The organism is Pseudomonas sp. PWP3-1b2, from assembly GCF_049896045.1.
Classification (GTDB): Bacteria; Pseudomonadota; Gammaproteobacteria; order Pseudomonadales; family Pseudomonadaceae; genus Aquipseudomonas; species Aquipseudomonas antarctica_B.
On the sequence record NZ_JAFCTN010000001.1, the window covers coordinates 191548 to 213560 of the forward strand.

16 protein-coding genes are annotated in these 22013 nt (G+C 59.0%); 7 read left to right on the forward strand and 9 right to left on the reverse strand.

Annotation, left to right across the window (positions count from 1 at the left end; translation table 11 throughout):
- Positions 1-17: 17 nt before the first annotated feature.
- A complete protein-coding gene (locus tag ACP7A2_RS00855) occupies positions 18-1667 on the reverse strand; it encodes an AMP-binding protein (protein WP_426132691.1) in 1650 nt (549 codons plus the stop codon).
- A 346-nt stretch (positions 1668-2013) separates the two neighbouring features.
- Here ACP7A2_RS00855 and ACP7A2_RS00860 point away from each other — a divergent pair, with 346 nt between their 5' ends.
- The 3 genes from ACP7A2_RS00860 (at position 2014) to ACP7A2_RS00870 (ending at position 6390) form a co-directional block, all read left to right on the forward strand.
- A complete protein-coding gene (locus ACP7A2_RS00860) occupies positions 2014-3072 on the forward strand; it encodes a hypothetical protein (protein WP_426132692.1) in 1059 nt (352 codons plus the stop codon).
- A 148-nt stretch (positions 3073-3220) separates the two neighbouring features.
- Entirely contained in the window at positions 3221-4723 is a 1503-nt protein-coding gene (locus tag ACP7A2_RS00865) for an ATPase domain-containing protein (protein ID WP_426132693.1), read from the forward strand.
- Positions 4724-4767: 44 nt separating this feature from the next.
- Entirely contained in the window at positions 4768-6390 is a 1623-nt protein-coding gene (locus ACP7A2_RS00870) for an ATP-binding protein (protein WP_426132752.1), read from the forward strand.
- Between the two features lie 25 nt (positions 6391-6415).
- On the opposite strand, the gene ACP7A2_RS00875 is transcribed toward ACP7A2_RS00870, so the two are convergent.
- The 5 genes from ACP7A2_RS00875 to ACP7A2_RS00895 all read right to left on the reverse strand — a co-directional run bounded on the left by ACP7A2_RS00875 (position 6416) and on the right by ACP7A2_RS00895 (position 12983).
- On the reverse strand, positions 6416-6793 hold the full coding sequence (locus ACP7A2_RS00875; protein ID WP_049713300.1) for a response regulator: 378 nt from the start codon (positions 6791-6793) through the stop codon (positions 6416-6418).
- 78 nt (positions 6794-6871) lie between these two features.
- On the reverse strand, positions 6872-8065 hold the full coding sequence (locus ACP7A2_RS00880) for a hybrid sensor histidine kinase/response regulator (RefSeq protein ID WP_426132694.1): 1194 nt from the start codon (positions 8063-8065) through the stop codon (positions 6872-6874).
- Positions 8059-8658 carry a chemotaxis protein CheB gene (locus tag ACP7A2_RS00885; protein WP_426132695.1) on the reverse strand — a complete coding sequence of 200 codons (600 nt, stop codon included), beginning with the start codon at positions 8656-8658 and terminating at the stop codon, positions 8059-8061. Before ACP7A2_RS00885 ends, ACP7A2_RS00880 begins: the two co-directional genes overlap by 7 nt.
- Positions 8655-9485, reverse strand: coding sequence for a CheR family methyltransferase (locus ACP7A2_RS00890; RefSeq protein WP_426132696.1), 831 nt, complete (start codon positions 9483-9485; stop codon positions 8655-8657). Before ACP7A2_RS00890 ends, ACP7A2_RS00885 begins: the two co-directional genes overlap by 4 nt.
- Positions 9486-12983: a response regulator gene (locus tag ACP7A2_RS00895; RefSeq protein ID WP_426132697.1), complete on the reverse strand. Its 3498-nt coding sequence runs from the start codon at positions 12981-12983 to the stop codon at positions 9486-9488.
- 276 nt (positions 12984-13259) lie between these two features.
- On the opposite strand from ACP7A2_RS00895, the gene ACP7A2_RS00900 reads away from it, so the two are divergent.
- The 3 genes from ACP7A2_RS00900 (at position 13260) to ACP7A2_RS00910 (ending at position 19268) form a co-directional block, all read left to right on the forward strand.
- Positions 13260-17063, forward strand: a complete 3804-nt coding sequence (locus ACP7A2_RS00900; protein ID WP_426132698.1) for a hypothetical protein — start codon at positions 13260-13262, stop codon at positions 17061-17063.
- A 199-nt stretch (positions 17064-17262) separates the two neighbouring features.
- Entirely contained in the window at positions 17263-17628 is a 366-nt protein-coding gene (locus tag ACP7A2_RS00905; protein WP_426132699.1) for a response regulator, read from the forward strand.
- 239 nt (positions 17629-17867) lie between these two features.
- Positions 17868-19268 (forward strand): DUF1254 domain-containing protein, encoded by a 1401-nt coding sequence (locus ACP7A2_RS00910; protein ID WP_426132700.1) that lies wholly within the window; start codon positions 17868-17870, stop codon positions 19266-19268.
- Between the two features lie 66 nt (positions 19269-19334).
- Here ACP7A2_RS00910 and ACP7A2_RS00915 read toward each other — a convergent pair whose 3' ends face one another.
- Both ACP7A2_RS00915 and ACP7A2_RS00920 read right to left on the reverse strand, forming a co-directional pair.
- Positions 19335-20006, reverse strand: coding sequence for a DUF3313 domain-containing protein (locus tag ACP7A2_RS00915; protein ID WP_426132701.1), 672 nt, complete (start codon positions 20004-20006; stop codon positions 19335-19337).
- Positions 20007-20093: 87 nt separating this feature from the next.
- The gene (locus tag ACP7A2_RS00920; RefSeq protein WP_426132702.1) at positions 20094-20588 is read right to left on the reverse strand and encodes a hypothetical protein; all 495 of its coding nucleotides are present in this window, start codon (positions 20586-20588) and stop codon (positions 20094-20096) included.
- 175 nt (positions 20589-20763) lie between these two features.
- On the opposite strand from ACP7A2_RS00920, the gene ACP7A2_RS00925 reads away from it, so the two are divergent.
- A complete protein-coding gene (locus tag ACP7A2_RS00925; RefSeq protein WP_426132703.1) occupies positions 20764-21456 on the forward strand; it encodes an aspartate/glutamate racemase family protein in 693 nt (230 codons plus the stop codon).
- Here ACP7A2_RS00925 and ACP7A2_RS00930 read toward each other — a convergent pair.
- Positions 21453-21965: a GNAT family N-acetyltransferase gene (locus ACP7A2_RS00930; RefSeq protein ID WP_426132704.1), complete on the reverse strand. Its 513-nt coding sequence runs from the start codon at positions 21963-21965 to the stop codon at positions 21453-21455. The genes ACP7A2_RS00925 and ACP7A2_RS00930 overlap by 4 nt on opposite strands.
- Between the last annotated feature and the right edge of the window lie 48 nt (positions 21966-22013).

A 22013-nucleotide genomic window follows, 5' to 3' on the forward strand; every position in this document is an offset into this window, starting at 1 on the left:
GTTTCCTTAAAAGTGGGTTACGCCAACGCAGCCTGGGCCTTGGCGATTTCCTGATTACGCAAAATAAAGCGTTGCAGCTTGCCGCTCGGGGTCTTGGGCAAGTCGCTGACAAATTCGATTTCTCGCGGGTAGGCATGCGCGGCCAGGCGCTTGCGCACATGCAGGCGCAGTTCTTCGGCCAACTCGGGGGTCGCGCGGTATTGCGCATTGATCACTACAAAGGCTTTCACCAGTTCGGTGCGCTCCGGGCAGGGTTTGCCAACCACCGCAGCCTCAACCACGGCCGGGTGTTCGACCAGGGCGCTTTCCACGTCGAACGGGCCCACGCGGTAGCCGGAGGTGGTGATCACATCATCACTGCGCCCGACAAAGCTGATGCTGCCGTTGGGGTTCAGCTCCACGGTGTCGCCACTGAGGTAGTACTTGCCCACAAAAGCTTTGGTTTTCACGCCGTCGTAGCCGGCGAACCAGCACATCGGCGATTGCTCGCGGTCGATCGCCAGAATGCCGGGCTGGCCGGCGGGTAATTCCTGATGGTTGTCGTCCAGTACCACAATGCGATGGCCCGGCGAGGCAAAACCGGCCGAGCCGACGTGCACCGGGTGGTCCAGGCCATGGTGATTACACAGCACCATGCCCAGTTCGGTCTGGCCGTAGTGATCGTGAATGGTCACGCCCAGGTTATCCGCGAACCAGCGAATCACTTCCGGGTTCAACGGCTCGCCGGCGCTGCTCACAATGCGCAACTTGCCCTTGATCGAGCCCGCGAACTGTTCGCCGCCGGCAATCAGCAAGCGGTAGGCGGTCGGTGAGCCAGTGAGGTTGGTGATCCCGTACTTGTTGATGACCCGGCAGGTGCTTTCGAGGGTAAACGGGCCATCGTAGAAGGTAATCGGATGGCCCATGGACAACGGCCCGGTCACGCCAAAATAGATGCCGTAGGCCCAACCCGGGTCGGCGACGTTCCAGAAGGCGTCCTCGGGGCGCAGGTCCACGGCGTCACGGGTGTAACTCTGAAATGCAACGATGGCCTTGAGCGGCACCGACAGCGCTTTCGACGGGCCAGTGGTGCCAGAGGTGAACATCAGCAAAAACGGATCTTCCGCGCCCAGCAACACCGGCTCGCAGACGTTGGAATAGTTGGGCAGTTCGGCCCAGAAACTGAAGTCACCGCGCACAATGCCTTCGCCCCTGGCGCCAGCCACCGTCACAATCGTCGGGCAGCCTTCCACCTCTGCCAGCTTGGGCCGGTTCACCGCATCGGTGACCACCAGCGCGGCGCCGGAACTGTTCAGGCGATGTTCGATAGCCTTGGGGCCGAACGCGGTGAATAAAGGCTGATAGACCGCACCGATGCGCCAAGTGGCGAATACCACCACCAGTAACTCAGCGGTACGGGGCAACAGGCCAGCGACCTTGTCTCCGCGCTTGACGCCCTGGGCCAGCAGGAAATTGGCGAAGCGTGAGGCCTGGTCCTGCAATTCGGTAAAGGTCGACGTGGCGCTGCGCCCGTCCTTGCCTTCCCAGAACAACGCGATGCGCCCAGGCAGCGCGTGGCGGTCACAGCATTCCACACAGGCATTCAGCGCCTGCAGGTTTCCGGCCAATGCGGCGTCAACGGTGTGCTGGTAATCAAACTCGGTGGTGGCAGCCAAATACTCACGCATCGCTACAAATCCTTCTGTATTTTTATTTTCAGGACGTAAACCCCGCAAATAGTCGCTCTAGAGCGGCGCAGCGACAATGGTCAAAGCCTTCAACCTCGCTGACTGGTTTGGCCAATCATTGATCGCGCTACCTCCTCGGCATCCTGTTTCCCCTCAAGGGCTCGAGATGATCAGTGAGGTGCGTTCGCTGATTCGCAAATGACCTCAAAGACCCGTTTGGCTTCGGCGAAACTGACCTGCCGCCCTCCCTGAAGCCGGTGGATTAGGTGCTGAAGTGATGCGGGTTTGACACTCGCGATGGTCTGACCGAAGCTGATCGCTTTGCGATAAGTTTTTGGACGCCTGCATGTCAAAGTCACGCCGTAACGCCATCGTCGGCCTGTGCGCCCTGCTGTTGATTGTGTCGGTCACCTGGTTTTTTGCCCGCACCACTCCGGTGGTTGTGCCGCCCGCCATTGCCCATGGCTACGCCAAAGCGCTGAGGCAAGCGCATAACGGTGAGCCGGGGGCTGCGCGCGTGCTGTATCAGCAATTGGGCCGGCCAGACCTGTCCCCTCAGCGCCGCGCCGCGCTGCATGTTGAACTCCCCAACTACCCAAGCCCTCAGGCACTGAAGCTCGCCGATAAAGACCTGGCCGACCCGTCGCCACTGGTGCGCGAAGCCGCGATTCACAGCATTGTCGGGCTGGTGCCTACTGGCCAGCGTACGTTGCTGCTCGGGCCAGCGCTGGACGACCCCGAGCAGGAGGTGCGTTTTGCCGCGGCCAACGCGTTGCTGGGCCTGTCGCCGGATACCCTGGGCTTGTATTTTGGCCCCTTGCAGCAAGTGCTCGACGAGTTCGTAAAGGAGATCAAGGCCGAGCCCGAGTCTGCTGAAAACTGGATTCAACTGGCACGCCTCTACATCCACAGCGCCTTGTTGCCGGACGCGCAAAACGCCCTGGAACAGGCGATACGCTTGCAGCCGGACAACCTGCAGGCCGTGGTTGCGCAAATCGAGTTGCTGGACAAGCAAGGCAAGACCGAAGAATCCCGTCAGTTATTGGCGCGGCAACTGGCGGCGCATCCGGAGTCGGCGTATCTGCAACATGCCTTGGGCATGTGGCTGCTGCACCATGGCGAGCGCCCTTATGCGCTGCTCGGCCTGTCAAAGGCGGTGGAGCTGGAACCGGACAATCAGGATTACCGCTACGACCTGGCGACCACTCTGCACGCCCAGCAAGAACTGGAAGCCGCCCAGCGCCAGCTGGAGGAAATCGTCCAGCGCAATCCGGCCAACCGCAAGGCGCGTGTGTTGTTGGTCAATTACTGGAAAGAAAGTGGGCAATTGCAGAACGTTCAAGTGTTGCTGGCGCAACTTGAGCAGCAGAACCCGGATGATCCGGCGCTGCAACAAGGGCTTTAGGCCCCACGGACGTGGCGTGAAGCTCGCGCCCGCCGTTGCAGGTACAAATTCCAAATCCGTTGAACCGCCGCATCACGCCACGGTCAAGAGAATATGGCGGGCTCGAACGGGCGCGCAACTCTACACGTATGTGACCTGAGGGCACTTCTTGTCTACATCCAATGCGTTATTAAGCGAAAAAGCGGCCACTGGCATTGTCGGTCTTGATGACATTCTTGCTGGCGGACTGTCTCGCAGCCATTTGTTCCTGCTTGAAGGTGAGCCCGGTACCGGCAAAACCACCGTCGCCCTGCACTTTCTTCAGGACGGCGCCAAGCGCGGCGAGCGTTCTCTCTACATCACCCTGTCGGAAACCGAGCGCGAACTGCGCCAGGGTGCCAAATCCCACGGTTGGGACCTGGATGACAACATTCACATCTTTGAGCTGACGCCGCCTGAGAGCATCCTCAACGCTGAACACCAGCAAAGCCTGCTGTATTCGTCCGACCTTGAGCTGGGCGAAGCGACGCGGCAGATCTTTGAAGTCGTGGAGCGCGTCAAGCCCACTCGTGTGGTGCTCGACAGCCTCTCCGAAATTCGCCTGCTGGCCCAAAGTTCGCTGCGCTACCGCCGGCAAATCCTGGCGATCAAGCATTACTTCGTGCGCTACGACGCCACTGTGCTTCTGCTCGACGACCTGACGACCGAAGCCCTCGACAAAACCGTCCACAGTGTCGCTCACGGGGTCATCCGCCTCGAAGAGTTGACGCCGGTCTACGGTGCCGAGCGACGTCGCGTACGCGTGGTCAAATACCGCGGGCAAAAATACCGTGGCGGTTTTCACGATTTCACCATTGCAACCGATGGTATCCACGTCTTCCCACGCCTGGTCGCAGCAGAGCATCGCGCCGGTTATGTGCGTGAAACGCTGCCCAGCGGTATCCATGAGCTGGACGCGTTGCTGGGCGGCGGTATCGAAACCGGCTCCAGTACGTTGATTCTCGGCCCTGCGGGCACCGGTAAATCGCTGATTTCGATCCTCTTTGCCGCTGCAGCCGTTGCGCGTGGCGAGAAAGCCGCACTGTTTATCTTCGATGAAGAGCTGGGCCTGCTGTTTGAGCGCATGCGCCAGTTGAACATTGATCTCAATGCGATGCAGGCGACCGGAAACCTGTATATCGAGCAAGTCGACGCCGCTGAATTGTCCCCTGGCGAGTTCTCTCATCGGGTGCGCCGCGCAGTGGACGAACAGGGCATCAAAACCGTGGTGATCGACAGCGTCAACGGCTTCCAGGCGGCCATGCCGGAAGAAAACTCGCTGATCCTGCACATGCACGAATTGCTGCTGTATTTGAACCGGCGTGGCGCTGCGACGTTTATGACCGTTGCCCAGCACGGGTTGGTCGGCGACATGGCAGCACCCGTCGACCTGACCTACCTGGCGGATACCGTGGTGCTGTTGCGCTACTTCGAAGCGCTCGGCAAGGTACGTCGTGCTATTTCCGTGATTAAAAAACGCACGGGCACCCACGAGTCAACCATTCGTGAATACGTCATCGGCACCGGCGGTATGGTCATCGGCGAGCCGCTGGAAGGGTTCCAGGGCGTGTTGCGCGGCGTTCCGACTTACATGGGTGCCGGTGCCCCACTGCTTAAGGAACACGGGGAGTGAATGTGCTGTTCCCTACGTCCGAGCGAGCCATTATTCTTGCCCCCATGGGCCGAGATGGTGCCCTCGCATTAATGATGCTCAAAGAGGCAGGTTACGGCGGGATCGTTACGGGTAACCTGCCACTGCTGTGTGAGGCGCTGGAACAAGGCGCCGGTATGCTGATCATTGCAGTTGAAGCGCTGCGCGGTGTCGAGCTTGACCCGCTGCTGGAGTGGCTGCGTGAGCAACCGGCCTGGTCCGACATGCCCATCGTGTTGATGACCCACCACGGTGGCAAAGAGCAAACCGGCTCATCCAGGCTCAGCGGCTTGCTGGGCAATGTCACCTTCCTGGAACGGCCTTTCCACCCGAGCACCTTGATCAGTCTTGTGAGTACCGCCGTGCGCGGTCGCCGACGCCAGTATGAGGCGCGCGACCGTCTGATTGACTTGAGTGAGAGCGAACTGCGCCTGCAGCGCACGCTTGAGACGCTGGAGCAACAGGTAGAAGAACGCACAGCGCAACTGCGTGCCAATGAAGAGGCGTTGCGCCAGTCGCAAAAAATGGAAGCGGTTGGCCAACTCACCGGCGGCATCGCCCACGACTTCAACAATATGCTCACCGGCATCATCGGTAGCCTGGAGTTGCTGCGCAGGCGCGTGGCGCGTGGTCGCCTGGACGATCTCGACGGCTTGATCGACTTGGGCGTCACCTCGGCAAACCGCGCTGCTGGCCTGACCCATCGCTTGCTGGCGTTTTCCCGCCGTCAGTCGTTGGACTCAAAGCCTGTGGAGATCAACCGGTTAGTCAGCTCGATGAATGAATTGCTGCAGCGCAGCATCAATGAAAGCATCGTCCTGGAAATGCGCCTTTCAGAGCAGCTCTGGACCGCCGAAGCCGACCCCAATCAGCTCGAAAGTGCCCTGCTCAACCTAGTGCTCAATGCCCGTGACGCGATGCCCAGCGGTGGCAAGTTGGTGGTAGAAACCTCCAATCGGCATCTGGACAGCGTGTTCACAGCGGCCTACGGCACGCTGCCTCCCGGCGATTATGTAGAGCTGAGCATCAGCGACAACGGCTGCGGGATTCCTGCGAACGTGATTGATCGCGTGTTCGATCCGTTTTTCACCACCAAGCCGATTGGTCAGGGCACGGGCCTTGGCTTGTCGATGATCTACGGCTTCGCCCGGCAATCCCGTGGGCATGTGACGATTCACAGCAAAGTCGACGAAGGCACAACGGTCAGCCTGTTTTTGCCGCGTTTTGTGGGCGACGTGCTCATAGAAGAGTCCGCCAACCCTGCGATGCTGCCCTTTGCCAATGCGGGCGAAACCATCCTGATCGTCGAGGACGATCCGGCGGTCAGGGTGTTGGTCAGCGCGGTGTTGAAGGAATTGGGTTACGCGTACGTTGAAGCAGGCGACGCCAATGCGGCCGTGCCGATCATCGAGTCCGATCAGCGCATTGACCTGATGATCAGCGACGTGGGCCTGCCGGGCATGAACGGTCGGCAACTGGCGGAGATCGGTCGGCAGATACGCCCTGGCCTCAAGGTGCTGTTCATCACCGGCTACGCCGAGCACGCGGCGGTTCGCGGTGGTTTCCTCGACCCTGGCATGCAACTGATCACCAAGCCATTCACGTTCGACCTGTTGACGGAAAAAGTTCGGGAAATGATCAGGGATTAGGGCTGCCTCGCAGCCCTTCGGCGCTTCAGGCCAACAGGCGCTGGATATGCTCTTGCAGCGTGTCCAGGTCAAACGGCTTGGCCAGGATCGGCGCGTTGCGCGTGATCGGGCTGTTGCAGTCGAGAATTTCCTGCGGGTAACCGCTGATAAAGATGACTTTCAATTCCGGTCGCAGCTTCATCGCCGGCTCAGCGATCTGCACCCCGGAAATCCCGCCCGGCAGGCGGTAGTCGGTGACCATCAGGTCCAGGTGCGGCTTGGTCGCGAGAATTTCGAACGCCTGCTCCCCATCGATCGCCTTCAAGACCCGATAGCCCAGCCCGGCCAGGTATTCACCCAACACAAACATAATCGATTCGTCGTCCTCGACGATCAGTACAACGTCTTGCGCATCTTCACTCATGGGAAGCCTTTGTCCGGTCAATTGCTGCAGTTACGACCATGGGGTCACGCAGAGGTTGCGTCGGGCTGACGATTGATTTCATGCCCGTGCCTCAAGCGGCAGGCACACCCGGAACAAGGCGCCCTCGCCTATCTGGCTCTCGACTTCGATGGTGCCGCCATGGGCCGCCACGATCTGTTCGGAGATGAACAACCCAAGCCCCAGGCCTGCCGACACATGGCTGGCGGACACGCGTTCGAACTGCTGAAAAATACGCTTCTGGTTTTCTGCGCTGATACCGATGCCACGGTCACGCACTTCAACCCGCGCCTCGCCATGCTCGGTGTAGACGCGCACGCTCACCGGGCTCTTGGCGCCGTAGCGAAGGGCGTTGGTCAGCAGGTTGGTGATCACTTGCTCAATGCGGAATTCGTCCCAATGGCCCACTACGGCCTCTTCGGCGATTAACTGCATGGAGCAATTGGCCGCCGCTACTTGCGGGGCGAAGTTCTCTACCAGGTTGCGCACCAACTGCGTCAGGTCACAGCGCGCAGGGCGAATCGACAGCTTGCCGGTGCGAATGCGTGACACGTCGAGCATGTCTTCGATCAGGCGGATCAGGCTTTGAATCTGGCGTTCATCGCGGTCGACCATCGCGTGCATCTTGTCCAGCGTAAACGCAGCGGCGTTGTCGCGGGCCAGGTGCATTTTGCGCAGCTGGGTCTCCAGGATCAGGCCGTTAAGGGGCGTACGCACCTCGTGGGCGACGATCGACATAAAGTCATCACGCATGCGCACCGCCTGCTCAAGCTCCGCCTGAGTGGACTGCAGGCGCGTCAGCAGCAGTTCCTGCTCGCGGCGGCTGCGCTCCAGGGCTTCGAGTTGCAGCTTCATCGCCTTGCTCTGGCGGTACAGGTCGACGAATACATTGACCTTGCTCTTCACCGCATGGATATCCAGCGGCTTGTGCAGGAAGTCCACGGCGCCGCTTTCGTAGCCCTTGAACGCGTAGTTGAGTTCGCGGCCGGCGGCGCTGACAAACACAATCGGGATGTTTTTGGTTTTTTCGGTGCCGCGCATCAGCTCAGCCAGCTCGAAACCGTTCATGCCGGGCATCTGCACGTCGAGAATCGCCATGGCGAACTCATGTTCCAGCAACAGCGACAGCGCCTCGTCGGCGCTCAAGGCCTTGTAGACCTGTCGATCTTCGCGCTTGATCAGCGCTTCAAGGGCCAGCAGGTTTTCCGGCAGATCGTCGACGATCAGCAGTTTGGCCTGGACAGTACTTAGCATGGGGAATTTTCCAGGGAAGCCAGCAATGAACCAATGTGGCTCAGAGTGAGAATATGATCAGGTGTGTGCAGGGCCAGGGCCGCCAGGGGCATCACAGCGATGCGTGCTTCCTTGGGGTCCTGAACCACGGTGATGCCGCCCGATTGTTTGACATGGGCCAACCCGTTCGCCCCGTCCTGATTGGCGCCGGTCAACAGGATCGCGAGCAAGCCCCGGCCATAGGCGTCGGCGGCGGAGGCAAACAGGTAATCGATGGCGGGACGCGAATGGTGCACACGGTCTTCCTGGCTCAGGGACAAGCTGCGATCCTGTTCCACCGACAGGTGATAACCCGGCCCGGCGAAGTACAGCGTGCCCGCTTCGATCACTTCCTTATCCCGCGCTTCCTTCACCGGAACGCGCAGGCGCCGCGCAAACACTTCAGCCAGCTGGCTGCGACGCTCATCCGGCAGGTGCAGTACCGCAATGACCGGCAAGGCGAAATCCGCAGGCAGGTCACCAAAAATAGTCAGCAACGCTTCTACGCCGCCGGCAGATGCGCCGACAACGATGGCTTCAATCCCCAGAATGGGGGTGGCGGGCGCGTCGTTCATGATTTGCGGTAGATCCGTTCCTGTTTGACCAAGGGTTCGAATTGTTTGCTGTAGGCGGAAAAGTCCAGGGTTTCTCTGCTGCCCAGCACCAGGAAGCCGCGGTGACACAGCGACTCATGAAACAACCCAAACGCACGATCCTGCAATTTTTTATTGAAGTAAATCAGTACGTTACGGCATGAAATTAATTGAGTTTCTGAGAATACACTATCCGTCGCCAGGCTGTGATCGGCGAACGTCACGTTTTCACGCAGCGTCTTGTCGAAGATCGCGTAATCGTAAGCTGCGGTGTAGTAGTCGGCAAATGAACGTTGCCCGCCCGCCTGCTGATAATTGGCCGTGTAGGCGCGCACATTTTCCAGGGAAAAGATGCCCTGCTTGGCTTTATCCAGTGAGGTCGGGTTGATGTCCGTCGCGTAGATGATCGTGCGGTCCAGCAAACCCTCTTCGCGCAGCAGGATGGCCATGGAGTACACCTCCTCCCCCGTGCTGCAACCGGCGATCCAGATCTTGATCGACGGGTAGGTTTTGAGCAGCGGCACCACTTCCCGGCGGATCGCCAGAAAGTGCGAGGGGTCGCGAAACATCTCGCTCACCGGAATCGTCAGGAATTGCAGCAACTGCATAAATGCGGCCGGGTCGTGCAGCACCCGATCCTGCAGCGCCGAAATGGTCGCGCAGTCGAACTGACGCAGCGCGTGAGCCACGCGCCGCTTGACCGACGCACCGGAGTAGTCGCGAAAGTCGTAGCTGTATTTGAGGTAAATCGCCTCGATCAACAGGCGCAGCTCGATGTCGCTACTTTTGTCCAAAAAACTTTGCTCCACTTAAATGCGTTCCATCTTTGGCAGCCATACGCGAATCAGCGAGAACAAGCGATCCAGGTCGATCGGCTTGGCCAGGTAATCGTTGGAGCCCGCCGCGAGGCAGCGTTCCTGGTCGTCCTTCATGGCTTTGGCCGTGACCGCGATAATCGGCAGCTTTTTCCAGCGCGGGTCCTGGCGGATCAAGGTGGTGGCCTCGTAACCGTCCATTTCCGGCATCATCACGTCCATCAGCACCAGATCGATATCGTCGACTTCATTGAGTTTGTCGATGGCTTCACGGCCATTACGCCCGATCACCACCACCGCGCCTTTGTGTTCCAGGGCGCTGGTCAGGGCGAAGATGTTGCGCACATCGTCGTCCACCAGCAGGATTTTGCGCCCCTCGAAGACCTTGTCGCGGCTGCGTGCAGTCTTGAGCATCTTCTGGCGGTCATGGGACAGCTGGGATTCGACTTTGTGCAGAAAGAGTGTGACCTCGTCCAGCAGGCGCTCCGGCGAGCGCGCACCCTTGATGATGATCGAGCGCGAATACTTGCGCAGCTCGGCCTCTTCGTCGCGGGTCAGGTTGCGCCCGGTGTAGACGATCACCGGCGGGAACGAGCAGATATCCTCGGTGGCCATGCGCTTGAGCAGCTCGTTACCGAGCATGTCCGGCAGCTTGAGGTCGATGATCATGCAGTCATAAACGTTAGTGCGCAGCAGGTCGAGCGCCGCCTGGGCGTAGCCGACGTCGGTGATCTCGATGTCATCGTCGCCGATCAGGCGGGCAATGCTGTCGCGTTGCAGGTCATCGTCTTCCACCAGCAGCACGCGCTTGACCTTTTGGGTCAGCTTGGCTTCCAGGCGCGCAAACACGTCCTTGAGCTCTTCGCGGGTGGTGGGTTTTACCGCATAACCGATGGCGCCCATGTGCATGGCGGCTTCTACGCGGTCTTCCACGGAAATCACATGCACGGGAATGTGGCGGGTGTTGGCGTGTTCCTTGAGGCGTTGCAGCACGGTCAGGCCGGAATGGTCGGGCAGGCGCATGTCCAGCAGGATCGCGTCGGGAATGTATTCTTCGGCCAGGCTGTAGCCCTCGTCGGCGCCATGGGCCACCAGGCAGTGGTAGCCCAACTCATGGGCCAGGTCGAACAGGATTCGCGCGAAGTTCGGCTCGTCCTCCACCACCAGAATGCAACGGTTGGTGAACGGCGCCTTGTCACGGTCGTCGGCAAAACGAGGGATGTGTTTGGCGTCGGCCACCGGCAGCGGCGACACCACGATCGGCTTGGGTGCCGGTGCGACAACCACCTGACGCGGTTGCTCGATGGGCGCCGCGTCTTCCACGCGCTCCACGTAGTGCTCCGGGATCACCAGGGTAAATACGCTGCCCTTGCCCGGCTCGCTGGTCACGCTGATGTAACCGCCGAGCAAGGCGGCCAGGTCGCGGGAAATCGACAGGCCCAAGCCGGTGCCGCCGTAGCGGCGGTTGGTGGTGCCATCGGCCTGGCGGAAGGCTTCGAAGATGCTTTCCTGCTGGTCCGGCGCAATGCCGATGCCGGAGTCGCGCACGGTGAAGGCAATGCCCTCCCCCGAGGCGCACGCCACCGACAGGCTCACTTCGCCCTGTTCGGTGAACTTGATCGCGTTGGACAGCAGGTTCTTGAGAATCTGTTCCAGGCGCTGGCGGTCGGTAAACAGCATGATCGGCGCATCGCTCTGCACCTGGACCTGAAAGCCCAGCTTGCGATCGGCCGCCAGTGGCTCGAACATGCCACGCAGGCCGTCGACCAGGCGCGCGACGCTGGAGTTTTCCGGGCGCATCTCCAGCTTGCCGGCTTCGACCTTGGAAATGTCCAGAATATCGTTGATCAGGTTGAGCAAGTCATTGCCCGCCGAATAGATCGACTCGGCAAACTTGACCTGCTCGGCGCTGAGGTTTTCCTGGGGGTTTTCGGCGAGTAACTTGGCCAGGATCAGCGAGCTGTTGAGCGGCGTGCGCAACTCATGGGACATGTTGGCGAGGAATTCGGATTTGTACTTGCTGGAGCGCTGCAGCTCGTCAGCGCGATCTTCCAGCTCAAGTTGAACCCTGTTCAGCTCGACGTTCTTGCGGTCCATGGCGTCGCGTTGCGCGGCCAGGGTCTCGGTCTGTTCGGCGAGCTGCTCGTTGGTTTGCTCAAGTTCTGCCTGTTGGGTTTCCAGATGGGCCTGGGATTCCTTAAGGATGCGCGACTGTTCTTCGAGCTCTTCGTTGGCGGTCTTGAGTTCTTCCTGCTGCACTTGCAGCTCTTCGTTGAGCTGCTGGGTCTCGGCCAGTACTTCTTGCAAGCGCTGGCGATAACGCGCGGCTTCGATGGAGGTGCCGATATTGCCGGCGATCAGCTCCAGCAGCTCCACGTCACGCTCTTGCAGAGGGCGCAAAAAGCCCAGCTCGATCACGCCATTCACGCGCCCGTCGTCGCTGGTGGGCATGACCAACACACTGCGCGTCGAACCATCGCCCAGGCCAGAGCTGACCTTGAAGTAATCCACCGGCACATCGTCCAGGCGAATCAGGCGATCGAGCTGGGCGGCCTGCCCAACGATGCCTTCGTCGCTGTAGATCGACTGTTCCTTTTGCTCCTGTTCCCGTGAGAAGCCATAGGTTGCAATGCGCTTCAAACCGCCGTGCTCTTCACGCACGTACAGCGCCGCCACTGCCGACCCCATGTATTGGGCGAAGAACTGCAAAATATTGCGACCCAGCAACTTCAAGGTCAGTTGCCCCAGCACTTGTTCGGCCAGTTCTGTCTGGCCGTTACGCAGCCAGGCTTGCTGTTCCAGGCGCATGGCTATCTTGCGTTGCGACGCGAGGTTTGCGCTGTAACTGTCTGCCAGTGAAACAAGATTTCTACGACCCGAGTAAGCGAGGAAGCCGCTCAAACCGAGCACGAACGCCAGGTACAGGGTGACGCTGAATACCGTGGTCTTGGTGACTTCCTCATTCCGGGTAATCCGGAACTGCTGCTCCATCGCCACCGCGTCATCGTATTCCTTGCGAATTTCATCCGTCAGGCGCTTGCCGCGCCCGGCCTTGACCGCGCTGCGGTAATCGCCGGATTCACGCTGCATGTCAATCATCGACTGGGCGTACTTGTTCCATTCGGTCTGCAGGGCTTCCAGGCGCTTGAGGCGGTCCACTTGCTGGGGGTTATCTGCCACCAGCTCCTGCAAATTGCGCAAGTCGGCAATGATCCGCGGCTTGGCCACTTCATAGGGGTCGAGGAAATGCTCGTCGCCGGTGATCAGGAAGCCGCGCATGCCGGTTTCCAGGTCCACCGTCAGCTTGGATGACTCATTGAGGTTATTGATGACGCGGTCGGTGTGCTCCACCCACTGAATCACTGACAACAGGTAGGTGATCAATACGACAAAGAACACCGCGCTAAGCACGCCGACGCTTAATGGCAGGGCCACGTTTCGGGTCAGGAGTTTACGGAAGCTCTTTTCATCGACAGACGACGCGGGAGTCATGGGCATGCCTTGGCCAGGTGCGGAAAAAGGGGGAGTTTGCCCGAAGACAAGGGGCCAGGGCTATGTTTCAGCGTCGAATTTCTGCAAAAACCTACAGAGCACGCGTGGATCTCGCGCGGATTCGGGCCGGTTTCGTCAGCTCATTTACACAGTTCAAAACAATTGCCCTACACGGCCAGGGAACGACGGTGACGCGTTCGTTCACTCAAAAACGCGCCTCATGAACACGGAAGATCTTTTGGAGGGCGTCATTTTTGACCCATTCAGGTAAGCCCAATGAGCATGACCACCGTTGCACGGCACACAATAAACACCCCCCAGCACGCAAGCGCTGCGGACCCTGCGATCACGCAAGGCGCCACCCATCCGGCTGCAACCGCCCTCTCCCAGAGCCCTGCGTCAACGGTTCAGGCGCCAACCGTTACCCCTTTGCAAAAACTGCTGGCCGATAAGCACACCATTAAGGATGTGGCTTTGCGGCTACAGGGCATTGTGGGTTGGGTTGATAGCAACTTCTCAACCTGGCTGACCAAAACCCGCGTGTACGCACACCCGGATTCGACGTATGCCTTGTCGGGAGTCACCTTCCCGAATATAGCGACCGTTATCGCCGACCTCGGTTATAAATTGCCGAGCACCGACGAGGAGGTCAAAACCCTCGCCCATGCGCTGGAGCAAAAAGCCGACCAGCATCCATTGGGAAATTTCGGCGGTGGGCTTTCCTGGCCGGTTCCGTTATCGCACGCGGACCTGGTGAAAATGCAGGCATTTCTGGCCTCCGACGAGAGCGGGACCAAGGGCCAGAAAGGTTACTTGCTCGATAGCCGTTCGATCCCGGCAAGCGACCTGCAAAACCCCGCCCAGGCGCTGCAAAAAATCCTTGAAAATCCTCGGACCCTGGCGCTGGGGCAAGCGCTGCAACGCCACATGGGCGGTGTATCCACCGACACCAGCGCGTATGACTATGTACTTGCTCTGCTTCACTACAAGACCGATCCGGAGTCCTGGACCGCACCCGAACGCAACAAAATTGCCAACTTTGATCTGTCACATCCCGATAACTGGGGCCTGCCTCCCCACCAGATCGCGGCAAAGCTCGGCAATTACCTGATCACCGAAAAGCGCTGCAGCCCTGCCCTTTCCAGACTGGTGAGTTACCTGCTCCTGGCCCGCACTGCACCGCAGTTTCTGATCAAAGACATGCCCGAAAGCATCACAGTCGGCAGCCAGGCCTGGGTCAACCTGTCAATTGCTGCCGCGACGGTCGAAGCGCAGCGCCCAGGTGCGGTCGCCAACATGACCTTCGCCCAGGTCATGAGTTATTCAACGACCACCGAAGGTCAATCGGACGCCGTTGCAACTGCGCAAAGAAACGCGTTGGTGGACTGGGCCGTAGCCAATGGCGTCGTTCAAAAAAGCACAGATGACGCCTACACCGGTGAGCAACTCGACACCATCAGAACCGCCTTCAATCAGCAACTGAACGATCGGCTGTCCGCGTCGCAGGCCATGGACAAGGCCATACCGACCCGAAAAGAGATCGCCCTGGAAAAACTCAAGGAGCGATTTGGCGACCTGGGAGCGCTGTTCGAAGAAAAACTGCTGGGTACTGATCAGTATGGTGGGGAGCCTGAGCAAGTCGGCCTGAGCGGGCTGCATTCGCTGCTGGACATCGCCATGATGGACTTGCCGAATTCGAGGCCGTTTACGTCGAGTGACTCACGCATTCCGTTGGCAGAATTGAACAGCAACCGCACATTTGGCGTAACCCAGGCATTCGACCAGCAGTTCGCAAGCGCGATCGAGGATAAAAAAGCCGCTGTTAACACAACAGTCAGGCACTTGATATCGCAGCTTCCACTGGAGGATCGAAAAAACTTTGAACATGGAAAAATAAGTTTCTTCCAGGAAAGCTCCTACCAATTGGGCGCAGGCTTCTGGGGCTCAACACCCGGTCCGAAACAACCGCAGCTTTTGGCCAACATTGAGCGAGAGGGCAAGACGTACGCCTACGAAATCAATTTCAACACTGGCACGATTAAACCGGTCAACGTTCAGCGGGCTAAACAGCAGGAAGCTCGCCAGGCGGCGTGGGTAGACCAGACCGTAAAGTTCGAGCCTGCGGGCAGTTCACCCAATCTCGAACGTGAATCCCCTTCGAGCGAATCCCCTATAAACAGCTTCAGCAGCAGTCGATCCGCTGACGTTGCCGACGTTTTTATTGCGCACCTGGAGCTCGATGACCCGGACATTAAAGAACAGGCCCGAGGGCAGACGACACTGGACGAGCTGAACGGTGGGCCCAAGCCACTGAGTGATTTCCTGCTGAACCTGATTCCGCTGCGGTCAGCCATCGTCAATTTTCAAAAAGGCAACTACGGCGAAGGGGTATTCGATCTTTCGCTGGATGTGTTCGGGTTCCTCACCGCTGGCGCTGCAACGGCAGGAAAACTGGTCAAGATAGGCAGCAGTTCACTCTCTACCGGAGCCAAGGCACTAAAGACTGCCAAAGTAATTGGCGCCGCCACCATCGGCGTACTCAACCCCGTAAGCGGCTTGGGCGATGTGGCCGCTGCAGGCGGCAAGTTACTGAGCAAAGGCGCTGGTTATCTCCTGAGCAAAGGCAGCGAAATCGTCAACAAACTAAAGGGTGCGACCGGCAGTTATGACCTGCTCAAGGCCGCCAGCAAAAGTAATGGTGTCACGGCGACGGGCACTTACACGCTGGCAGAGCAAACCCTGGAAACCGGTGCGGTGTTTCGTGAAGGACAATGGTATGGCTTCGACCCCATTGGCAATCGCCCGTATGGCCCTCCTCTCAAGGGCTTCACCCCCAGGGTCGTTGCGCTTGAAGGTGAGATCCGAACCTTCACTGATACCTGGCTTGGCAAGATGATCGGTTCCGTGCTGGCACCTCCGGCGGTAAACCCGAACTTTCGCAGCGATTTCATCGAGGCGGTAAAGACAGCGAAAGCTACCGATAAAGCCGCCTATATACGCGGCAGCAACAGCGGGAAGCCGGAGCAGATTTATGGCTACTCCAGCGCGCTTAAACCCGATGATTTGAAGCGTCTGGCGGTGGCAGAGCGTCGTACACCGCAGGAGCTGGGTGCCCTTGTACGTCGTATCGATGAGCTTGACGCTCTACCCGCTCGACTCAACACCACACGGCAAACCGCGAAAATTGTCGATCCCGAAGGCTTCCGAAGAGGATATGCCAAGGGGAAGCCCGACGAGATCGCCGGCTTCTCGGAAACACTCACCAATTATCAACTGGCAGAATTGGCAGTCGTTCGTGGGCGTACACCCGAAGAAGTGGGTCGTTTGATCAAATATCTCGAAACCCGAAGAATTTGGATAAGCCTGGAAAACTATCAAGCATTCACAACCGACCTTGGGCGTGTGGGCGTCAAAATAGAATCGTGTCCGCAAGGCTTTTATCTGAGCCAGGTTGCGCTGCTTTCAGAAGGTGAATGCGCGGCGCTGTCCAACGTAATGGCTGCTGCGACCAAACATGGAAAACAGCAAACATTTTTGTCTAACCTGCATACCTCCCTGACCCCGACGCTCAGCCCTGCAGAGATTGCCGAGCTGCGTAAAATCGACCCGGCCAAGGCCGTTATCGAGCAACGTCGCGCAACCAGCGTTGCCAAGTTCCACGATCAGTTAGACAGCTACCAGGAAATACTCGGGAAGAGATTCCATCACGGTATGCAAGAAAGGCAGGTTCCTTACACCACCATCATCTCGGAACTGGCAAGTGCCAGAATTTCAAAAACGCTGCTGATCAATGGTCCGGGCCACGGTATTACCGCTGGCGTCGTTATTAATGGCGGTAAAAAAGAGTGGTTCTATTTTGACCCCAACTTCGGTAAAGCGACGTTCAGCACCGAGGCGGCAATGAGTGCTTCCCTGGAGAAAGCCCTGAAGTCGGGCCGAACCAAAAGCCTGCTGAATCATTACGGCAACAACCCCGCCGCGCCGGAATACAAAATTTCGGTGTTTGACGAAGTGGAGTTGAACAATTCGGTTAAGGCAGCACCCGGTGCCGTCACCGACTTGTTCATGACCGAGTTGTAACTCGGCCAACGCCCGTAAGCCGCTGATTATCCATAGCGGCGACGGGCAACAGCCAACGCCCTACCCTCCACGGGACATTTCCCGCCTTTGCCCTCACAATGCGCCAACCAACGGAACTTGCCGTGATTGGCGCGACTCATTAGAGAGTGGCCTTTCAACCGTTAAAGGCCAGTCCTTTCCTTATATCGAGAGCCTTCTTATGTCCGCGTCCAACTCCACCATCCTTGTAGTCGAAGACGATGCCATCGTGCGCATGCTGATCGTCGATGTACTCGAAGAGCTGGAGTTCACAGTGGTTGAAGCGGCAGATGCCGAATCGGCCCTGGAAATGGTTAAAAAAGAAGACCAGGTGATCGACCTGATGATGACCGACGTCGGCCTGCCGGACATGGACGGCAAACAATTGGCAACCAAAGTGCGCGAGCTGCGCCCCGCCCTGCCGATTCTGTTCGCCAGCGGCTACGCCGAAAGCGTCGAAATGCCGGAAGGCATGCAAATGATCGCCAAACCCTTCTCCATTGACCAACTGCGTGACAAGGTCAAATCCATGCTGCCTACCGCCTGAAAACCGCGACGGTTTCCGCGCGAACCGGTTGACGGGTGCAGGCTGCTCGCAAGTCTCGATTTAACGGATGGCTTCAAAGTCGGTGTGTATTGTCGTGAGAAATTGGCAGTAACGTCGTTCGGGTGTGCCTCAGTTCAGGTTGTTTGCAGGGATTAACGTGACGTTCGGCCAATAAAGCTGGAAACTCAGCGCTTTGATCCCCACGCCCGTTAAAACGACCCCTGGAAGGACGCAACAACATGATTGGAAAACCGACGCGCCTGCTGTTGGCGAGCCTCTCGATACTCATGAGTACCGGCGCCTGGGCCGACTTCACGGCGACCCCCGCCGAAGCCCGCGCCATCGCCAAGGAAGCCTACCTGTACGGCTACCCGGTCGTGGCGATGTACAAGACGCTCTACACCCAGGCCGTTGACAAAGGCGGTGCCAACTTCAAGGCGCCATTCAACCACATTGGCAACACCGCCCAAGTGTTCACGCCCAAGGACACCGCGTTCGTCACCCCCAACTCCGACACGCCCTACTCCTTCGTCTGGATGGACCTGCGCAAAGAGCCGCTGGTGTTGACCCTGCCCAAAATCGAAGACAACCGTTACTACTCGGTGCAGTTGATCGACCTCTACACGCAGAACTTCGCCTACCTCGGCACCCGCAGCACCGGCAATAATGGCGGCCACTACATGATCGCCGGCCCGGACTGGAAAGGTCAGCAGCCGGTTGACGTCGACCGTGTGGTCTACAGCGAAAGCAATATCGCCTACGCCCTCTACCGCACGCAGTTGTTCGACGAAAAGGACCTGACCAAGGTCAAGCAAATCCAGAATGGCTACAAAGTGCAGCCCTTGAGCAGCTACGTGAAGCAACCGGCGCCGGCCAAAGTGCCAAAGATCGAATGGCCCAAGCCCATGGCTACCATGACCGAAGGCCCGCAACTGTTTCGCTACCTGAACTTCATGCTGGCGTTTGCCGCGCCCCAGGACAGCGAAAAAGACGTGCTGGCGCGCTTCGCCAAGATTGGCATCGCCCCTGGCGCGCCGTTCAAGGTCAAGGAGCTGACGGCTGAACAACGCAAGGCCCTGGAAGACGGCATCGCCGACGCCCGCGCCGAGTTTGCCGCGTTCAAGAAAGACAAGATCGACACCCAGCAAGTGTCCAGTGGTGAGCTGTTCGGCAGCCGTGATCGCCTGAAAAACAACTACCTGTACCGCTACGCCGGTGCCGACCTGGGGATTTTCGGCAATTCCACCGATGAAGCGCTGTACCTGAGCTACTACGTCGACAGCGAAGGCAAGCCGGCCAACGGTGCCCGCCACAGCTACACCGTGCATTTCGACAAGGGCCAACTGCCGCCTGCCGAGGCGTTCTGGTCGCTGACCATGTACGACGCCAAAACCAAGCAGCTGGTACCCAACCTCAAGAAACGTTACCTGATCAATTCGCGGATGCTGCCAGACCTCAAGCTGGACGCCGACGGCGGTTTGACCCTGGCGTTGCAGCACCACGAGCCACCTAAAGCCGAACAGAGCAACTGGTTGCCCGCTCCGCCCCGTCCGTTTTATGCCGTGCTGCGTATTTACCTGCCCAAGCCTGAGGCCATCAACGGTCAATGGAAGCTGCCACCGTTGACACCGCTCAAGTAATATCGCGCGCCCGCTTGCAGAAGCGGGCGCACACCCCGGCCCTTCAGGCTGAGGGTTAATAACCGTTTATTTGCCTTTGAGTTTGATATACGACTGGTGCAGGTCTGATGCCCAGCCATCCATCACGCCCTTTACGTCATCGGCCTTCATCACTTGGGACTCGTTGGACAGCGGCTTGCCGGTGCCTTTGCGCACCACTTGCGCGATCACCTTGCCAGTGGCGCCGTCGAGAAACTGCGCTTCGGTACCCAGCATCGTCTCCTGATCACGAATGCCGGCGCCGGTACTCACCGCCGCCGCGACCAGAGCCACGGGCACGTATTCGTAGGGCTTGAGGCTTTCGGTCTTGCTGCCGACGGCGGTGATCGCCGCACGCACCACGATCACACCCGGCCCCGGGGCGTTGGCCAGCGGTAATGACTTGACCAGCTCGCGCTTGAGCGCCTGGTTGTAATAGGTGTTGATGCCGTTGAGCGTGCTCGCCGGTATTTTCGACGTCGCCTGGGGTTTGGGGTAGAACTGCGTCGGCTCGACGAACACCGCGTTATAGCTGGAAAGCTTGAGGTCAGGATCGACCCAGCGCATGACCTCGGCGCCCGAAGGTGACTTGGCTTGCTTGAGCTGGCTGTAATCCGAGAGGAAACCGGAGTATTCGTCCGGTTGGGTCACGTTGCTGGCACAGCCTGCCATTGCAAGTGAAGCAACCCACAGCGTGCTTATCATCAGGCCTGATTTCATCATTGAACTCCTTGGCGATAACCGTCGAAACCACTGAACTGTAGGTATAGCCAACTCTCGGAAACTCGCCGTTATTTCAAGCGACGCTCAGCCGCGCTCGCGGGGGATCAGGCTTTGCAGCTGCGACGCCAGGAAGTTGGCGTTAAAGGTGAAGGTGTCCGGGTCTTTCAGGCCGTTGGTCTTTTTCCACAGCCAGTCGTTTTTATCCGCCGGCAGTACCAGTGAAACGCTGCCATGGCGCGCAGCCGTCAGGCCTATCACCGACACGGAAATAAAGCCGCCCACGCCCATCACCTCCGGCACGAACTCGACGCTCTTGCCGGTGATCTGCACGATGAGTTTTTCGGTTTTGAACGTCGACGTCTCCGAGGGGACGCTGGCGTTGCTAGCGACGTAGGCTTCGCGGTGCACTTCGAGCAAACCTGCGCTCTTGACCGGCTCCAGCCACTGTTCAATCTGCCCGAACAACTCGCCAAGCTTTTGCGCCCAGCGCGCTGATTGCACCTCGAACTGCTGTTTTTTATGCGCTTCGCTGTCGGCGTAATGACGAAGCATCTCGCCCAGTTGCTGTACATCGTCCATTGCAGGAATCCTTTGGGTGAGTCAGTTTGCGAGCCTTGATCATGGCAGATGCAGCGGTTCACTGTGGGATTAACACCGATCCGCCAACTGCACCGCTCATTTGGCGGGCAACTGCGTATGACTAATCGACGGCCGATGGGTAAGGTGAAACTACATTCCTTGTCCGGAGCAACGCTTGCGCACCATCGGCCTAATCGGCGGCATGAGCTGGGAGTCCAGCGCCGAGTATTACCGCATCATCAACCAGTGCGTGCGCGATCAGCTCGGCCCGCTGCGCTCGGCGCAGCTGTTGATGTACAGCGTGGACTTCGGCCCGGTGGAACAGGCCCAGCACGAAGGGCGTTGGGATGACACCGCGCTGATCCTCGAAGATGCCGCGCGCCGCCTGCAAGCCGGCGGCGCCGAGTGCGTGGTGCTGTGTACCAACACCATGCATTTGGTGGCGCCGCGTATCGAGGCGGCGGTGTCGATTCCGTTTCTGCATATTGCTGATGCGGCCGCGTTGGCGGCGGTGGAAGCCGGAACGCTGACGGTCGGCCTGCTCGGCACGGCATTTACCATGGAACAGGACTTTCTCAAATCGCGTCTGGCGGCCCAGGGCTTGACCGTGCTGATACCCGACGCGGACGAGCGCCAGGCTGTGCACCGGATTATCTACGAGGAGTTGTGTGTGGGCGTGATCAGCGCGGCGTCGCGCCAGGTCTATCAGCGCGTGATTGAGTCGCTCGCGGCGCAAGGCGCCCAGGCGATTATTCTGGGTTGTACGGAGATCAGCTTGCTGATAAAGCCGGAACACAGCCCGTTGCCGTTGCTGGACACCACCGAGCTGCATGCGCGCGCTGCGGTGGCGTTTGCCTTGGCGGACTAGGCGGATTTGCGCAGGCGCGCCATGCTCAGGGTGTCGACATACTGGCCGTCACGCACGGCGTAATCGCGCAGCCGGCCTTCAATCTCGAAGCCGAATTTGCGGTACAGCTGTTGCGCGGCTTCGTTGTCGGCGTACACAGTGAGTTCGACGCGGTGCAGGTTCATCCAGTTGTCGGCCACCTCCAGCGCGGCCGTCAGCAAGCGTGACCCGACACCCTTGCCCTGCCAGGCGGGTAAAACGCCCATGCCGAACGAACCGACATGGCTCTGGCGCACGCGCAGGTACTGTTCCAGGCCCAACTGGCCGATCACCTCACCGCCGTGCAGCGCCACGAGTTGCAGGCGCCGTTCGTTGTCCATCACCAGGCGGTTGCGCCACATTTCCACTGACTGAAAAGGCATTTGCAGCACCTGACGGCACACGGCGGGTTCGTTGTAGAGCGCAGCCACGCCTTCCAGGTGGGCCTCGGTAAAGCGCTGGATCACGATAGGCGTTTCAGGTGTGTGCATGGTGCTTCATCCTTTGAAAAGCAGCTGGCCGACCAGTGTAGAGGCGGC

Bases quoted from the DNA above. Each gene is read 5' to 3' on its own strand.
- ACP7A2_RS00920 (WP_426132702.1), bottom strand. From the start codon at position 20,588: ATGGACGATGTACAGCAACTGGGCGAGATGCTTCGTCATTACGCCGAC.
- ACP7A2_RS00895 (WP_426132697.1), bottom strand. From the start codon at position 12,983: ATGACTCCCGCGTCGTCTGTCGATGAAAAGAGCTTCCGTAAACTCCTG.
- ACP7A2_RS00930 (WP_426132704.1), bottom strand. From the start codon at position 21,965: ATGCACACACCTGAAACGCCTATCGTGATCCAGCGCTTTACCGAGGCC.
- ACP7A2_RS00855 (WP_426132691.1), bottom strand. From the start codon at position 1,667: ATGCGTGAGTATTTGGCTGCCACCACCGAGTTTGATTACCAGCACACC.
- ACP7A2_RS00880 (WP_426132694.1), bottom strand. From the start codon at position 8,065: ATGCTAAGTACTGTCCAGGCCAAACTGCTGATCGTCGACGATCTGCCG.
- ACP7A2_RS00885 (WP_426132695.1), bottom strand. From the start codon at position 8,658: ATGAACGACGCGCCCGCCACCCCCATTCTGGGGATTGAAGCCATCGTT.
- ACP7A2_RS00910 (WP_426132700.1), top strand. From the start codon at position 17,868: ATGATTGGAAAACCGACGCGCCTGCTGTTGGCGAGCCTCTCGATACTC.
- ACP7A2_RS00900 (WP_426132698.1), top strand. From the start codon at position 13,260: ATGAGCATGACCACCGTTGCACGGCACACAATAAACACCCCCCAGCAC.
- ACP7A2_RS00860 (WP_426132692.1), top strand. From the start codon at position 2,014: ATGTCAAAGTCACGCCGTAACGCCATCGTCGGCCTGTGCGCCCTGCTG.
- ACP7A2_RS00875 (WP_049713300.1), bottom strand. From the start codon at position 6,793: ATGAGTGAAGATGCGCAAGACGTTGTACTGATCGTCGAGGACGACGAA.
- ACP7A2_RS00870 (WP_426132752.1), top strand. From the start codon at position 4,768: ATGGGCCGAGATGGTGCCCTCGCATTAATGATGCTCAAAGAGGCAGGT.
- ACP7A2_RS00905 (WP_426132699.1), top strand. From the start codon at position 17,263: ATGTCCGCGTCCAACTCCACCATCCTTGTAGTCGAAGACGATGCCATC.
- ACP7A2_RS00915 (WP_426132701.1), bottom strand. From the start codon at position 20,006: ATGAAATCAGGCCTGATGATAAGCACGCTGTGGGTTGCTTCACTTGCA.